The following is a 14,320-nucleotide window of genomic DNA, read 5'->3' on the forward strand; positions in this document are numbered from 1 at the left end:
CTATCTCGCCACCCCGATCTCGCGAAAATATCTGAGCACGCCGGGGTGGATCAGATTGATATCGGGCGCGGCGCCGACGGTGTTCGCTGCCGTGGTCTCGCAAGCCTGAGCGAGCTTCTTGCAGAAGGACGCTTCGACACTGTGCAGCGTCTTCGCCAGCCGGTAGGCGACGTCGTCGGGCAGGCTCTCGCGCACCAGGATGTAGCTCCAGGAGCCGACCGACGAAATCGCCGCGATCTGCTTCGGATAGCTGCCGGCCGGGATCGTCAGCGGCTTCAGGAACGTGTGCTTGGCGCGGATGCGGGCGATCTCGTCCGCGGTCGGCGCGATGAATCGCGCGCCGCTTGCGCTGTCGGCCATCTTGCTGAAGCCGGGCCAGCCGATGCCGGCGCCCCACAGCGCCGCGGCGCGGCCGTCCTCGACCATGGCAGGCCCGTCGCCGGCGCGATCGAGATAGATCGACTTGAAGTCTTCGTCCTGCTTCAGCCCGATGCCGTCGAGGATGTAGCGCGACAGGATCGGCAGGCCGGAGCCCTTGGCACCGAACGCGACCGGCTGGCCGACCAGATCCTGGATCGTCTTGTAGGGGCTGTCGGCACGTACGACGAACATGCCCGGGCTCGAATACATCGCGGTGAGGATCTTCAGCCTGGTCGCCTTCGGCCGGCCGATGCCCATGAAGGCCTCGTAGGACGGCTCGCCCGCAACGGTTGCGATGTCGACGCTGCCGGCCTCGAGCAGCGGAATGTTCTCGTTGGAGCCCTTGGTGTTGCGCGGCTCGATCGACAGCGTCGCATCGGCCGCGTTCATCACCTCGGCGAAGGCATTGCCATAAAGCGGAAAGCCGCCACCCGGCGTTGCCGTGGCGAAGCTGATCGTGGTTTTGGAAATGGTCTTGCCCCCCTCTTGCGCCGCCGCGCCGCCCGCGAGCAGCAGCGCGCCGGCGCAAATCATAGCAGCGAATTTCATCCCGAGCCTCAAGCATTGCACATGAGCGCGACTATCGTCGCACGGGCGGCGACGTAGGCAAAGCCAGCGTTTTGTGAAACCATGACGGCAACAGTCACAAGAAAATGACGGGAGAGACGATGTTCCGGTTCGCACGTGCCACGTTGCTTGGTTTGATCTGCTGCCTTGCCTTCGTTGCCCCCTCATCCGCATCCGACTATCCGAACCGTCCGGTGCGCTGGCTGATCGGCTTTGCCGCCGGCGGGCCGGTCGACATCGTGGCGCGCATCATGAGCCAATGGCTCTCGGATCACCTCGGCCAGCAATTCGTGGTCGAGAACCGCGCCGGCTCCGGCGGCAACATCGCAGCCGCCGCCGCGATCAACTCGACGGCGGATGGCTATACGCTCTTGTTCGTCGCACCCAACAACGCGATCTCGACCTCGCTCTACAAGAAGCTGCCCTACGACTTCCTGCGCGACACCACTCCGGTCGCCAGCATCATGCAGCTCACCAACATGCTGGTGGTCTCGAACGCGATGCCGGTGAAGACCGTTCAGGAGTTCATCGACTACTGCAAGGCCAACCCGGGCAAGATCGCCTACGCCTCGTCCGGCAACGGCACCTCGGTGCATATGTCGGCCGAGCTGTTCAAGGCGATGACCAAGTGCGACATGCAGCACGTGCCGTATCGCGGATCCGCGATCGCCTTCCCCGACATCATCTCCAACAAGGTGCAGCTGATCTTCGACAATCTGCCGTCGGCGCTGGAGCAATCGCGCGGCGGCAGCGTCCGCGCGCTCGGCGTCACCTCGCCGCAGCGCTGGCCGGGCGTACCCGACGTGCCGGCGATCGCCGAGACCGTGCCGGGCTTCGAGTCGGTCGGCTTCTACGGCATCTCAGCGCCGAAGGGCACGCCGCCGGAGATCGTCGATATCCTCAACAAGGCGGTCGGCGAGGCCCTGAAGGACCCCAAGCTCGTGGCGCGCCTCGCCGAGGTCGGCGGCATCCCGAAGCCGATGACCCCGGCCGAATTCGGAAGGTTGGTCTCCGACGAGACCGAGAAATGGCGCAAGGTCGTGGAGTTCGCCGGCGTCTCGGTGGATTGAGCGGCCGATGGTGCGGCGGCGCTGGGGCCTCGCGGCGGCATTGCCGAAACCCCACGCACCCTGTAAACGGAGCCCGCACCGTTGCCGGCCGCGCCCCGCGGCCCGCAAGGCGGCGGGGCCTGTAGCTCAATGGTTAGAGCCGGCCGCTCATAACGGTCTGGTTGCAGGTTCGAGTCCTGCCGGGCCCACCAATGAATTCAGAGGCTTGTCGATCTTGATATTTTCTACGCCGTCAGAAATTCCGACAGGATCAGGAACGATCTCGGCGCAAATAACCAAGTCATCTCAATGGCACCTACGACAAGCCGGCCGTGCGTTACGGTCTGCTTGCAGGTTGGTGGCAATGACTCCAAGGTCGAGTCCGGTTCACATCAATGAACGGACATGCGTTGGCAACATCGGCTAGTCCGAAAAGTGCCAAAAGCCGACATCCTCCTTAGCTGACGGGCACGCGACAGGCAGCTTGCTCCCCTAGCCCACAAGTCTCCATGGGTGTGTGTGAGCAATGCAATTTGCTCGAAAAAAGCGCAGCCCTTGGCTGCTCTCGCGCATATCGGCATCCGCCAGGCCGTGGTAGTATCGATGCAATCTATGCTTGTGGGTTCCGAAATGCCGATCAAGCTACCCATCGTTTGGAGATGGACCTCCTAGGGGCTCGTCAGATCGTCCGTTCACTGGCGCCACTCAAGGGCCTCACTGGCGACGACGCAGAAATTGTTGCCAGGATTATCGCACAGAGCTTCGCGGAGGGGCACCAACGAGTGGCGGCAAGTCCGAGCGAGGGGTGGCGCAATGAATAGGGCTTGCGGGCGATTAGCAGGAGTGAGCGATGAGCTTTGACCCTTATCGAGCGTTTCGGTCGCAGTTCGAGAGCAAGGCCGTCCGCTCGGCGTGGACAAAGAGCTACGGAGATCAATTCTGGGAGGAGTCGGCCCCACCTCTCTCCCAAGTTACTATCGACGATATTGCGTTTCTGAAGCAACGATTGCGTCCAAGCTCGGAATCCAAACTCGCGGATCTTGGCTGTGGAATCGGCTGCGTCGGGAGATATTTGGCCAAGGAGTTCGATGCCGACGTTGAAGGCATAGACTCCAATCCTCTCGCCATCCGCATGGCGGATGAAGTTACGGTAACGTCCCGAATGGCACAGCGCCTGCGGTTCAAGACCGGCGACATCGCGAAGACGGGATGGATTGATCACTCCTTTGATGGCGCCTTCAGCATGGATGTGCTGCTATTCGTGCCCGATAAATTAGCTGCATTGCAGGAAATCGCCCGAATATTGAAACCCGGCGGCCGCTTTGTTGGCACGACCTGGGAGCTGCGCACCGACAGCAGCGCGCTGTCGGGGGGCAATTCGAGCGCTCGGCCGCTTTCGGCGTTCCACGAATATCCTAGCGCATTCAGGAGCGTTGGATTCAACGTCGAAGTCTATGAAGAGACCAGAAACTGGAGAAGCCTGCTAACAAACGCGCTTGGCGCGTTAGTGGCTTCGGAGGAAGCGATACGAAACGAGGTTGAAGGTTCCAAGGCTGACTGGCTTCTGTCTTGGGCTCGCGCACGGCCTGCGGAACTCGAACATAGTCGAAGAGTTCGTTTCTGCGTCCAGCGAAGCTCTGAACACTGATAGCTCCGCAGCGGAGCTGCGGGAGTCCGCTAGGGGTCAATCGCGTCGGGTTGACCCTCCGCCGGTCACTTCCGGTCCACCACGAACAACGGACATCAACAGACTGGCCCCATTGGTCCGGTCGAGGCCTGTTGGCGGTTCGTGGCGGTCTCCCATGCCGCCAGTTATCCGGCAGAAACCCCGTGAACAAACGCGCATAGACGTGAATGATCTTGATCAAGAATCGCTGATTTTGCTTAAAATTCCTGACAAAGTCCTGCGCTCATAACGGTCTGGTTGCAGGTTCGAGTCCTGCCGGGCCCACCATTCGATCAAAGCCTTGGCTCCGGCACCCGCGTGCGGCGTCGATCGAGCCGTTCGGCATCGCGCTCGCCGCATCATCTCGCTGCGGTCAACTCACTCCCAGGCGGCCTGGAAAATGGCGCGGTAGCCGTCGGCATCCACCGGACGCGGATTGGTGGCGGTGGAATGATCCCTCGCCGCCTTCTCCGCCATGTCGTCCAGCACCGAGGCCGGCACACCCATGGCGCGCAGGCCACGCGGCAGATTGAGCTCGGCATTGAGGGCATCGAAGAACGCTGCGATGTCGGCACCTTCGGGCAGACCGAGCGCCAGCCTCAGCCGCGGCAGCTTGGCCGCGATCGCCGGACCATTGTAGCGCATCACTGCAGGCATCAGCACCGCATTGAGCGTGCCGTGATGCAGGCTCGGCGACGCGAGGCTGCCGAGCGCGTGCGACAACCCGTGCACCGCGCCAAGGCCCTTCTGGAAGCACAGACCGCCCTGCAGCGCGCCCATCATCACTTCGGCGCGGGCGTGGCGGTCATCGCCCGCTATCACCGCCTGCTTGAGATGGCCGACAATGCGCGCTGCGCCATCGAGGGCGATCGCATCCGCCGGTGGATTGAAGCGCGGCGACAGAAAAGTCTCGACGCAATGCGACAGTGCGTCCATGCCGGTGGCGGCCGTCAACGCCGGCGGCAGGCCGAGCGTCAGCAGCGGATCGCAGATGGCCCGTGCCGGAATAAGATGCGGACTGATCAGGCCGACCTTGCGGCCGTCCTCGAGCGTGATGAGGGCAGCGCGGCCAACTTCGCTTCCGGTGCCGGCGGTGGTCGGAATCGCGATCACCGGCGCGACGGTGGCGGTGATCCGCGCGACGCCGCCATCGATCGCGGCATATTGCGCCAGCGGGCCTTCATGGCTGGCGAGCAGCGCCACCGCCTTGGCGAGATCGATCGGCGAGCCGCCGCCGAGCGCGACGAGGCCGTCGCATCCGGCCTCGCGATAGCGTGCGAGCGCCTGCAGCGTCGCACGCTCGGTCGGATTCGGCGGCGTCGCGTCGAACACCACCGGCGCAGTGCCGAGCGGAGCAGTCACGCGCTCCGCCAGGCCAGCCGCGACAATGCCGCGGTCGATGACAAGCATCGGCCGACGGATACCGAGCGCTGCGATCTCATCGCCGAGCGTGTCCGCCTCGCCGAAGCCGAAGCGAATGGTGGTGAGATAGGTGATCAGCGCCATGGCCCGTCGTCCGTTGCGTCGATCGATCAGAGATCGGTGCGTTCTTGGGCGATGTCGCGACGCTGCTCCATGTTGAAGCGCCCCGCGTAGATCGGCCGCCCGCCGGTGGTCGGACCGGGATATTGCACGATCAGGATATCGCCGCCGGTCGCGGTCTCGAACTTGCCTTCGAAATGCGGGTCCGGATGGAAGATCATCGTGCCCGGCGTGTAGACATTATCGTCGATCCTGAATTCGCCGCTGAGGATGTACCAGACCTGCGCGAACTCGTGATTGTGGATCGGATGATGCGCGCCCGGATCCAGCCGCAGGATGCCCGCGTTCGGCTCGGTCGGCCGCTCCGGCCGCGGGTGGAACAGCATCTTGCCGGTCTCGCCAGGCCAGCGGATGGTCTCCCACTCCACATCGTCGATGTGCTTCGCCTCATACGGCAGGTGCCTGCCGGTCGCGGTTGCGGTCTGCATGGATCAGTCTCCTTGGGGCTTGCTCTTGGGTGATCGAGGTGGGGCGGCGGCGCTCGGCACGCGCCACCAGTCGAAATGCTCGACCTTCTGCGGCGACTTCGCGACCACCATCAGGATGCGCGCTTCGTCCTCGCTGATGTTGTCTGCGCGGTGCGGCAGCTCGGAATTGAGGAAAATGCCCTCACCGGGCGAAAGATCGAACACCTCGGCGCCGACGTGGAAGCGGATGCGACCGCTGATCACGTAGCAGTATTCCTGTCCCGGATGCGAAACCATGAGGTCCATCCGGTTCTTGCGCGGGAACGAGAGGTGAAACACCTCCAGATCATCGTTCGGCATGCCGCCCGCGAACAATCGCCAGCGATAGCCGGTGCTCGGGATGCTCTGGTCCTCACCATCGTCGCCATGGCGATGCAGCGTGACGTGGCTGCGCGACTGGTCCTGCGGCGCGGCGAACAATTCGCTGACGCCAATGTCGAGCGCCTGCGCGATCTGGATCAGATTGGCAACGGAGCTCGACACCTGGCCGCGTTCGAGGCGCGACACGAAAGCGTCGGACAGCCCGGTGGTGTCGGCCAGATCCTTCAGCTTCATACCACGCTCCTCCCGCAGCGAGCGAATGCGTGCTCCAAGCCTCGCCAGCGTCTCGTCCTGCGTTTTCATTGCTCCGACCCTCTCCAGAATTTGCTTCCCTGTCAATCAAAATTGCTCTACAAGCAATTTCTATTGCGCCCGATGTTGAAATGATGGGAAATCCCGTTGGTCTCCGCATCGATGCACAAGCGAATTGCGTACCACGCAACAAAGCCAAACAGCAAACAACACGCCCCCGGGGGAGCACCCGACCATGACGACCACTCTCAGAATGCTATGCGCGGCGATGACCGCGACGCTGCTGCACATTCACGTTGCGCACGCCGCGATGTCCGACAATGTGATCCGCATCGGGATCCTCAACGACCGCTCCGGCGCCTATGCCGACCTCGGCGGCGAAGGCTCGGTCGTCGCGGCGAAGATGGCGGCGGAGGAATTCGGCAACGCGATCGGTGCCGTGCCGATCGAGATCGTCTCGGCCGATCACCAGAACAAGCCGGACATCGGACTTGGCATCGTGCGGCGCTGGTTCGACACGGAGAAAGTCGATGCCGTTGCCGACATTTCCAATTCCGGCGTCGGTTTCGCGGTGACCGCTCTCGCCAAGGAACGCAACAAGATCGTGCTGAACGCGTCGGCCTCCTCCGACTTCACCGGCAAGGCCTGCACCCGGACCTCGTTCCAGTGGGTCTACACGAGCTATACCAACGGCTACGGTCTCGCGCGGGCGCTGACGGCGCAGAAGCTCGACAGCTGGTTCCTGATCACGGTGGATTATTCGTTCGGCCACGCCTTCGCCGCCGACATGCGCCGCGCGGTCGAGAGCGGCGGCGGCAAGGTGATCGGTGAGGTGCGCCACCCGCTCAACACCGCCGACTTCAGTTCGGTGCTGCTGCAGGCGCAGGCGTCCGGCGCCAAGGTGATCGCGCTGGCCAACGCCGGCGCCGACATGACCAACTCGGTAAAGCAGGCCGCCGAGTTCGGCATCACCCGCGGGCAGGCATTGGTGGCACCGACCGTATTCCTCACCGACGTCGACGCGATGGGCCTCGCGGCCGCGCAGAACCTGCAGTTCGTCACCGCGTATTACTGGGACCGCGATGCCGAGTCGCGGGCGTGGGCCAACAAGTTCTTTGAGAAGGTTGGGCGGATGCCGACCATGACCCAGGCCGGTGTCTATTCAGCCGTGCGTCACTACTTGCGTGCGGTGCAGGCCGCAAATTCCGACGATGGCCTCGCTGTCGCAGCCAAGATACGCGAATTGCCGGTTGCCGACGCGTTCGCTCGCGGCACGGTCCGCACCGACGGCCAGTTCGTGCACGACATGTACCTGGCGCGCGTCAAGACACCGGCGGCTTCGAGCCGACGATGGGACTACTACGACATCGTCGCGACGATTCCCGCCGAGCAGGCCTTCCGGCCGCTCGGCGAGGGTGGCTGCGAGTTGGTCTCGCAGTAACGACGCAGGCGGACGGTGGCCGACACCATCGTCCGCCATCGAAGCCTGAATTCGATAGACCGCCGTCCAGCGCTCAACTGCCGAAGTCAGTTGCCGGCCTCGCGTCGAAGAAATTGAGCAATCGGCGTCAAAGCGTCGATCGAAGGCAAGCCTGCGCGCGCCTCGCTGTATGACGACCAGGGATAGGGGATGGCCGAAAGCCACTGCAGGACAGGCGTCTGATAGCTGGCTGGCAGCACGCACATGAACTCAATCTTGATGAACAGCCGTTTGACGCGACCGTCTCCGGCGGTATCAAAATCCCAGGTGTACTCACCGCAACCGACACGTACGTCGCCATCGGACTTGTTTGACATTCCCACCAGCCAGTCGCATTGAAACCGTGGAAGGCGATTGGACTCAGGGCGCGAGAGGCAGAAAGTGCGCACATTCTCATACTGCAATCCAAAGTTTCGCACGAGAACATCGGTCACGCTCTCCAATCCGTGAGCGGAGCTTGGAAAAGAGATTGCGTCGGTCAGGAGCTGCATCTGGAGCTCACAATCCGGCACGAACGCACGTTTCATGAGCTGGGGCAGGTTTCGGTCCTTTGCCTCGATATACGTGCTGATCGCCTCGGTCGCCGTGATCGATTGGGGTTGACTCAAGTATTCTCTCCACAGGTACGCGACCAGATGCCAGGTGACAGCGGCGCCAACGACATCGCAGGAAACAACAAGATGGGCGCCGCTAAACCCAAGCCTCACAATATACCGCAAGCTTGATTCCTTCACCCTCACGCCTCTGCGAAAGACGATCGCAATCAGGCTGCCGGAAATGCCGAGCACCGATCTGCCTGAATGGCAATGCCGACAGGTGCCCCCATTGGCCAGCGGAGAACAGCCTGCTCACCCGGGGATCGCACCAGCAACCGCTCCCCGGCGCTTCCAGAGCACTCGATCTGAAGATCGACGTGGCCACCCTGGTAGATCTGGGCAACAACGCTGCCCTTGATGGCGCACGGCTCCTCGGGCGCCACAACATTGAACTGCTCGGGGCGGACGAACAGGTCAACGGCCGCGGACTTCTCCAATCCGGACAGGCTCTCGCCCGGCACGTTCACCAGGGCATCGCCAAGCGCGACGATCGCTTGCTTCGCGTGCACACTCACAAGCTGGCCGCGCAGCCTGTTGTTGTCGCCGACAAAGCCGGCCACGAACGGGTCCGCCGGGCTGCGATAGACGTCGACAGGGCTACCGAGTTGCCTGATACGGCCCTCGGACATCACAGCCACGCGGTCGGACATGCTCAAGGCCTCGCCTTGGTCGTGCGTCACGAAGATCGTGGTCAGACCCAGCTTGCGCTGAATTTCCCGCAGCTCCACCTGCATCGAGGTCCGCAGGCTCTTATCGAGCGCCGAGAACGGCTCGTCGAGCAGCAGGACGGTCGGATTGATGACGAGGGCGCGCGCGAGCGCGACGCGCTGCTGCTGACCGCCGGACAATTGCCGGGGCTTGCGGCTCTCCATGCCCTTCAGCTTGACCAGCGCCAGCGCATCGGCGACGCGCTTGTCCCTCGCAGCCCTGGGGACGCGCCGCGTCGTCAGGCCGTAAGCGACGTTCTCCGCCACACTCATATGCGGAAACAGCGCGTAGTTCTGAAACATCATGCCGATGCCGCGCTGGTAGGTCGGAATGTCATTCACCCGCTTGCCTTCGATCGAAATCGAACCGCCGTCCGGGCCCAGAAAGCCCGCAGCCAGCTTGAGCAGCGTGGTCTTGCCGCATCCCGATGGACCAAGCAGCGTCAGGAACTCGCTGCGGCCAACGCCGAGCGTAACGGCATTTAAGGCGACGACGTCATCAAATCGCTTGGTCACGGCGTCGAAATGGACCGCCGCTTGTTCCCCTTCAACGTTCGCAGACGGCTTCACGATCCGTGCTCCCTAGTGAGACTGCTCGATATTGAGGACCTTGCCGAGCCCCAGGAACGCATTGGCAAAGGCGATCAAGGCGGCGGTGCCGACGATATACATGACCGATAATGCCGCCATTGACGGATCGGCAAACTCGCGCACGTAATTGTACATCGCGACAGGAAGCGTTTGGGTACGTTGCGAGGTCACGAACAGCGAGGCCGTGAACTCGTTGAACGAGAGGATCGCCGCGAACAGCCAACCGCTGACGAGCCCGGGCAGCAACAGCGGCAGGGTAACGGTGGTCAGGACACGAAGCGGTCCGGCGCCGAGGCTCGCTGCAGCGTGTTCGTAGCTCTGATCGAGATTTCTTAGCGACACATACACGCTGCGCAGCACAAACGGCAGCACCAGGACGACGTGACAGATCACGACGACCGCAAAACCGCGGCTCAGGCCGACTTGCGCCGCGAGGATGAGAAAGCCGAGCCCTACCGTGAAGTGCGGAATCACCAAGGGCGAGATGAGGATTCCCTCGATGGCGGACTTGAGCGGAAACTTGTAGCGGTCGATGACAAAAGCGAACATGCCGCCAACGCACAGCGCGATCGTCGAACTCCAGGCCGTGACGATCAGGCCGTTGAAGAACCCTTGCCGGAAGTCTTCGTAGGCGAGGGCTCGACCGAACCATCGCCACGACCAGGTCTGCGGCGGGAATGACAGGATAGGCTTGTCGTTGAACGCCGCGATCGTCACGACCGCTGCCGGCAAGACGAGAAACGCGACGATGACGAGCACCGTCAGCAATCCGATCCAGCCGAGCACTCTTTGATAGGTCGAGCGCGGGATCATCAATGCACCTCGATCTTCCGAAATGGTCGGGAGGCCAGTTGAAGAAGTCCAAGCACCAGGGCCGTCAAAGCCAGGCCGGCCACGCACAATGTCGCCGCGAAGGGAAAGTTGAAGCTCGAAAACCCAAGCTGGTAGACCAGATTGGAGATCATATTGACCCGGCCGCCGCCGATGAGTTGCGGCGTGGCGAATGCCGAGAATGTCCAGGCGAATGCCGTCGTGGTGCCGGCGACCACTCCGGGCAAGGACAGCGGCAATGTCACGGTCAGGAACACGCGAATCGGACCGGCGCCCAGGCTTTCAGCCGCTCGGGAATAGTCGCGGTTTATGTGCGATAATCCAGCAGCCAGCATGATGACCATGACCGGCAGCGTGACGTGCACGAGAGCAACCACAACGCCGAATGGCGTGAACATTAGCTGGAGCGGCTTGCCGATGAGGCCGAGCGACATCAGCAACGAATTGATGAAGCCGTTGTTGCCAAGGACGATGATCCACGCATAGGTGCGAACGACCTCGCCCAGAAACAGCGGCGTCACGACAATCACGAGGAGAATGGAGCGCAGGATCGGCTGCTCGACGCGCACAAGCGCATAGGCCAGCGGATATCCGACGATCAACGTCACGACCGCGGTCATCGCGCACACGATGACGGTATCGAGAAACACGCGCGCATAGAGGGGTTTCAGGAGGTCGGCGAAATTCGCCAGGGTAAATCCGCCGGGATCGAGCGATCCCGGCACGTAGGCCCTGAGGCTGTACTGCAGAACCGCAACCATCGCCGCGAGGAATCCGATGGCACAGAGCGTCGCCGGCGCCGTAAAGATGCGCAGAAATGGCTGCTGATTCATGATGCGGAGCCGATCGGGCAACGGATCAGTTCATGATGTTTTCGGCGAACCATTTGCGCCATTCCGCCGTCTTGCTGGCGCGCAGCTTGGCGTCGATGTTGATCTGCTGCTTCCATTGCTCCGCCGACGTAAAAACGCCCGGAAGCTTGGCGATTTCAGGATCGATCTTCGCGTTGAGGACCGCCGGGCTCCCCTTCTTCTGCTTCGAGATCTCGGCCTGGATATCGGGGTCGTAGAGCGTGTTGATGAACTTGTATGCGAGGTCGACCTTCTTCGACCCCTTCATGATCGCGACGGTGTCGATTCCCAGCACCGCGCCCTCTTTCGGCATCGCGAGCGCAATCGGAATGCCCTGCCCGATCATGTAGTAGGCGTTCATCGAAAGCACGATCTGCACCGGCGTCTCGCCGCTCGCGAGCAGTTGCTGGCTGTTGGCGTCATTGGTGTAGAACGCCTTGAAGTTTGGCTTGAGCGCCTTGAGCTTCTCCTCGCCCTTTTCCCAATGGGCCGGGTCGGCGCCGGCAAGAATGGCGGCGACCGCAATGATGTGACCGGGATCGAAATCCGGAGCGGCGAGCTTGTCCTTCAGCTCCGGCTTCCAGAGATCATTCCAGCTCTCGAACTTGGTATCCTTGATGAGATCGGGGCGGTAGCCGATCGTGTAGACGTAGGCCCAGGCGCCGAGGTGGTAGGGACTGATCCGCGCCTCGTCCGCGAGATTCTTCGCATTGGGGATCTTCGAGGTATCGATCGTCTCGAACAACCCGTCATTGGCATAGAGCCACCCGACATGCGACGTCGTGAACGTCACGTCGCTTTCGGGATTTCCCTTGGCGAGCTTTTCCTTGTTCAGCCGATCGATGGTGCCGCCGGTGATGAATTCGACGGGGACGCCGGTTTCGGCGGTGAATTTCCTGGCAACCGTCTCGGCCACCAGATCACGCCAACTGCCGCCCCAGATACTGACAACGAGTTTGTCTTGTGCGTGAGCCGGCAATGCAATCAGAACAGCGATCAACACAGACCAAAGGCGAAGCATAGGTGCAGTCTCCCTCCAGCGACGGAATGCAGCGCCGGCTCCAGCTGCAATCCTCGGTCATGAAATTAAACTCATCATCCGCTTAATAGTACCTTTTATCAGGCGCCTTATCGACCCGCAATAGGTTTGTCTTATCGACAATAGTACCTTTTGCGATTAGCCTGCGCCGCACGTTGGTTTGAAATCACGGAGGCAGTCGATGACGACATCGACGGAAGCTCTAGAGGCCCATCGGCCGTCTGCCGTTCTCAATACGCTCAAGCGTCTTGGTTTCGGCACCGTCGTCTCCGTACCCGACAGCTGGCTGGGCGAAATCCTCATTCGCATCGACCGGGAGCCGGGCATGACGCTGGTGCGCGCAACCCATGAAGAGGAGGCGCTCGCAATCGCTTGTGGAAGCCGGCTCGGTGGCGTGCGCACCGCCCTGCTTGTGCAGAATGCCGGCGTGCTCAGCATGGGTGCGGGCATGGTATCGCTCGCACAGCGTTATCAATTCCCGCTTCTGATGTTGGTTTCCTACCGAGGAACGCCCGATGATCCGGTCTTCTATCATGTGCCGAAGGGCCGAGCGACGGAGCCGGTCTTCCGCGGCATCGGCCTCGCCCATGCCTGCACCGATCGATACCGCCCGATTGGTCCCCAGGTCGAACAGGCCGCAACCTATGCGGAAGAAGCTTCGTGTCCGTTTGCCCTGCTGATGGGTCGGGAGGATATCCAGTGGTGACCAATGCACGACCGACCCGGGCGGATTACTACAAGGCGCTTGCCGGCAGTCTGCCTTCCCGCACGCTCGTCGTGACGTCGCTCGGCAATGCCTCGTATTTGTGGGCATCGCTGCATCACGCGCCGGAGAACTTCTACTTCGAAGACGCCATGGGACTGACACTCCCCCTGGCGCTGGGCCTCGCCATCGCTCAACCGGACCGCCCCGTCATCGCGGTCGAAGGCGACGGCGCCCTGCTCATGCATATGGGCGCGCTCGTCACGATTGGCGCGATGAACCCGTCAAATCTCACCATCCTCCTGATCCAGAACGGCGTTCACGCAGCTTCAGGCGGCCAAGCCTTGACCAACGCGACGCTCGATCTGGCACAGCTGGCGCGCGCCTCGGGAATCAAGCACGCCGAAAACCTGAATGCGCCGAGTGCACTCGCCGCCCGCATCGCCTCAGCCGAAAAGCGCAACGGAGTCGGAGCCCTGGTTCTGGCGACGGAGCCCGACGTCGAAGTCGTACGGCCGCCGATCTCGCTCGATCCGGTCGCGACAAAACATCGCTTCATGGCTGCGATTGAGGCGCCACGTTACATCCCGACAATGTTCGGCGGCGGGATGCTCGAGCGGCCCTAGCCGACCAGCATTTGCATTGTGCAAATCCATGGCGGTCCGCTTCGTTACCGAAGCGGGCCGCTTTTTTTACGCGCTCCCACATACCACCGGAAGGCGCTGCCATCTTAGGCAGAGGACGTCGAAATTTTGAACTTGTCCGTCGTCCATCACATAGTACGATGTATGGGACGATGGATTATTCGCTGGTTCGCTCGCTCTTGATGAGGACGACAACGATGCACAGCACCCAGGAAGCCTTGCGGATTGATGTGGCCGCGTCGATATCCGTCGGCATGCCGGTTATTCACTTCAATGACGGCGGCTCCCCGGTTCAGACGAATGAGTTAGGTGAGACGGCGGGTGCGGGTCATCCGCAACACGGCGAGCGTCGAATGCCGGTGCCTCAGGCCTTGCTGATGTGGATTTGCTCGTCCTCCGGTGAGGCATGGCCTGCCCTCGAGCTCATCCTGGGCCGCACTCTGTCGCCGCGGGACCCGATCGGATCCGGCGCTTCATAGCCCTGCTTCCGGCTTGGCCAATCGCAAAGCCCTGGTACAGGCGAGCGCCGTTCGCCGCCTGCCCTACATCGCCTTGACGATGTTCTCGGTGACCTTCTTGGCGTCGCCGAGCAGC

General features: G+C 62.2%; 15 protein-coding genes and 1 tRNA gene. 7 read left to right on the forward strand and 9 right to left on the reverse strand.

Annotated elements, in window-relative coordinates:
- On the reverse strand, nt 1–969 hold the full coding sequence (locus Q0030_RS33325) for a TAXI family TRAP transporter solute-binding subunit (RefSeq protein WP_298377067.1): 969 nt from the start codon (nt 967–969) through the stop codon (nt 1–3).
- A gap of 119 nt (nt 970–1,088) precedes the next feature.
- Here Q0030_RS33325 and Q0030_RS33330 point away from each other — a divergent pair, with 119 nt between their 5' ends.
- The 3 genes from Q0030_RS33330 to Q0030_RS33340 all read left to right on the forward strand — a co-directional run bounded on the left by Q0030_RS33330 (nt 1,089) and on the right by Q0030_RS33340 (nt 3,684).
- Nucleotides 1,089–2,057, forward strand: coding sequence for a tripartite tricarboxylate transporter substrate binding protein (locus Q0030_RS33330; protein WP_298377070.1), 969 nt, complete (start codon nt 1,089–1,091; stop codon nt 2,055–2,057).
- 115 nt (nt 2,058–2,172) lie between these two features.
- Nucleotides 2,173–2,248 (forward strand) — tRNA-Ile (locus Q0030_RS33335).
- Nucleotides 2,249–2,886: 638 nt separating this feature from the next.
- Nucleotides 2,887–3,684: a class I SAM-dependent methyltransferase gene (locus tag Q0030_RS33340; protein ID WP_298377073.1), complete on the forward strand. Its 798-nt coding sequence runs from the start codon at nt 2,887–2,889 to the stop codon at nt 3,682–3,684.
- 396 nt (nt 3,685–4,080) lie between these two features.
- On the opposite strand, the gene Q0030_RS33345 is transcribed toward Q0030_RS33340, so the two are convergent.
- Genes Q0030_RS33345 through Q0030_RS33355 form a run of 3 tightly spaced genes read right to left on the reverse strand, consistent with a single transcriptional unit; the run spans nt 4,081 to nt 6,335 of the window.
- Complete coding sequence (locus tag Q0030_RS33345) at nt 4,081–5,208, reverse strand: iron-containing alcohol dehydrogenase (protein WP_298377076.1); 1,128 nt, start codon at nt 5,206–5,208, stop codon at nt 4,081–4,083.
- Between the two features lie 26 nt (nt 5,209–5,234).
- Nucleotides 5,235–5,672: a cupin domain-containing protein gene (locus tag Q0030_RS33350; RefSeq protein WP_298377078.1), complete on the reverse strand. Its 438-nt coding sequence runs from the start codon at nt 5,670–5,672 to the stop codon at nt 5,235–5,237.
- Between the two features lie 3 nt (nt 5,673–5,675).
- On the reverse strand, nt 5,676–6,335 hold the full coding sequence (locus Q0030_RS33355) for an XRE family transcriptional regulator (RefSeq protein ID WP_298377081.1): 660 nt from the start codon (nt 6,333–6,335) through the stop codon (nt 5,676–5,678).
- A 184-nt stretch (nt 6,336–6,519) separates the two neighbouring features.
- Between Q0030_RS33355 and Q0030_RS33360 the strand changes: the two genes are divergently transcribed.
- Nucleotides 6,520–7,725, forward strand: a complete 1,206-nt coding sequence (locus Q0030_RS33360; RefSeq protein ID WP_298377083.1) for an ABC transporter substrate-binding protein — start codon at nt 6,520–6,522, stop codon at nt 7,723–7,725.
- Between the two features lie 86 nt (nt 7,726–7,811).
- On the opposite strand, the gene Q0030_RS33365 is transcribed toward Q0030_RS33360, so the two are convergent.
- From Q0030_RS33365 to Q0030_RS33385, 5 genes are read right to left on the reverse strand one after another with little or no spacing between them, the layout of a single operon-like run.
- Complete coding sequence (locus tag Q0030_RS33365) at nt 7,812–8,552, reverse strand: hypothetical protein (RefSeq protein ID WP_298377086.1); 741 nt, start codon at nt 8,550–8,552, stop codon at nt 7,812–7,814.
- Nucleotides 8,528–9,637 carry an ABC transporter ATP-binding protein gene (locus Q0030_RS33370; protein WP_298377089.1) on the reverse strand — a complete coding sequence of 370 codons (1,110 nt, stop codon included), beginning with the start codon at nt 9,635–9,637 and terminating at the stop codon, nt 8,528–8,530. The genes Q0030_RS33365 and Q0030_RS33370 overlap by 25 nt, the downstream gene beginning before the upstream one ends.
- A 12-nt stretch (nt 9,638–9,649) precedes the next feature.
- Nucleotides 9,650–10,471: an ABC transporter permease gene (locus tag Q0030_RS33375; RefSeq protein ID WP_298377091.1), complete on the reverse strand. Its 822-nt coding sequence runs from the start codon at nt 10,469–10,471 to the stop codon at nt 9,650–9,652.
- Nucleotides 10,471–11,343, reverse strand: coding sequence for an ABC transporter permease (locus Q0030_RS33380; RefSeq protein ID WP_298377093.1), 873 nt, complete (start codon nt 11,341–11,343; stop codon nt 10,471–10,473). Before Q0030_RS33380 ends, Q0030_RS33375 begins: the two co-directional genes overlap by 1 nt.
- 4 nt (nt 11,344–11,347) lie before the next feature.
- Complete coding sequence (locus Q0030_RS33385; protein WP_363323526.1) at nt 11,348–12,361, reverse strand: ABC transporter substrate-binding protein; 1,014 nt, start codon at nt 12,359–12,361, stop codon at nt 11,348–11,350.
- A 199-nt stretch (nt 12,362–12,560) separates the two neighbouring features.
- Between Q0030_RS33385 and Q0030_RS33390 the strand changes: the two genes are divergently transcribed.
- The 3 genes from Q0030_RS33390 (at nt 12,561) to Q0030_RS33400 (ending at nt 14,205) form a co-directional block, all read left to right on the forward strand.
- Nucleotides 12,561–13,085 carry a thiamine pyrophosphate-binding protein gene (locus Q0030_RS33390; protein ID WP_298377099.1) on the forward strand — a complete coding sequence of 175 codons (525 nt, stop codon included), beginning with the start codon at nt 12,561–12,563 and terminating at the stop codon, nt 13,083–13,085.
- Complete coding sequence (locus tag Q0030_RS33395; protein WP_298377100.1) at nt 13,079–13,708, forward strand: thiamine pyrophosphate-dependent enzyme; 630 nt, start codon at nt 13,079–13,081, stop codon at nt 13,706–13,708. The genes Q0030_RS33390 and Q0030_RS33395 overlap by 7 nt, the downstream gene beginning before the upstream one ends.
- Before the next feature lie 170 nt (nt 13,709–13,878).
- Nucleotides 13,879–14,205 (forward strand): hypothetical protein, encoded by a 327-nt coding sequence (locus tag Q0030_RS33400; RefSeq protein ID WP_298377103.1) that lies wholly within the window; start codon nt 13,879–13,881, stop codon nt 14,203–14,205.
- The last annotated feature ends 115 nt before the right edge of the window (nt 14,206–14,320 follow it).

This window comes from uncultured Bradyrhizobium sp. (genome assembly GCF_947648125.1).
GTDB lineage: Bacteria > Pseudomonadota > Alphaproteobacteria > Rhizobiales > Xanthobacteraceae > Bradyrhizobium.